General features: G+C 36.6%; 2 protein-coding genes. Both read right to left on the bottom strand.

Annotation, left to right across the window (positions count from 1 at the left end; genetic code table 11):
- Nucleotides 1–34 precede the first annotated feature (34 nt).
- On the bottom strand, nucleotides 35–238 hold the full coding sequence (locus A6E03_RS18245; RefSeq protein ID WP_065601461.1) for a hypothetical protein: 204 nt from the start codon (nucleotides 236–238) through the stop codon (nucleotides 35–37).
- A gap of 16 nt (nucleotides 239–254) precedes the next feature.
- Nucleotides 255–940 (bottom strand): hypothetical protein (locus A6E03_RS18240; RefSeq protein WP_141677309.1); only part of this gene is annotated, 686 nt, incomplete at its 5' end.

Here is a 940-nt window from a genome sequence, read left to right as displayed (position 1 = left end):
ATATAGCTGCTCTTTTAATTCATCTATTTTTTCTTTAGGACTCATCATTCACCTCAACTTTAATAGTGCGAGATACGCTATCTTTCCGTGCTGACGATATAACGAGTTCACCCTGGCTATTACCTGAAGCAATATAGCCCAACTCATCATGCTCTAATGCTTGCCCGTTAAAAGGCATATTAACGAAGACCGTAATGGTATCTCGAGCTATAACGCCTAAATCTAATAGGTAGGTCAATTTCGATTACTTCATTCTAATCTTGAATGAAAATAGGGTGCTTAAACATATCATTTAACTTAGCTAACTCTACGTACTCTATATTTTTTTGGCTATTTTGAATCGCTGTTATAATTTGTTTCTTTTGCTCTAAAGAAGGTACGTAAAAGTCTCGACGACAACAATAATCAGAAGCTGTATTACTGTCTACTCTGAACATAGTATCGTTAACTGGATTAAATAAAATTGGACTATCAGAGAAAAAAACTTCATGCTCTTGTATAGTTGACTGGAAATTTGTCATCCCAAATGACATGAGCGCAAAGGCCCCTGCTCCAACAAAAGCCAATGGACCAAACATAAAGGCAACGATAATACAGACCACAATGCCAACCCAAGCAAAGCCTCGCGCAATTTTATAAGCCACTTCTGGGATCATGTCTTGTTCAGTGTAATGAATCCCCATTGGAGTTAGGTGATAGCAAAAATGTTTATCAGGAAAAAATAAATATCTCACGACCAGCATTCCAGCTATTGCACAACCTGTAAAAAACCAAAATTCATTACTCCATAAAGGAATACTTTCAACACATATTAGAAATAAAGGTAAAAGCCAACCAATAACAGTAGCGACTCCCCAAACTACTAATTTATCCTTTAAGCCTCCTCCTATATCCTCCCAACTGTAGATAATCTTTGCCTGATATAGCTGCTCTTTTAATT

The sequence above is a fragment of the Aliivibrio sp. 1S128 genome (assembly GCF_001691065.1).
Lineage (GTDB): Bacteria > Pseudomonadota > Gammaproteobacteria > Enterobacterales > Vibrionaceae > Aliivibrio.
This window is presented reverse-complemented; position numbering and strand designations above follow the sequence as displayed.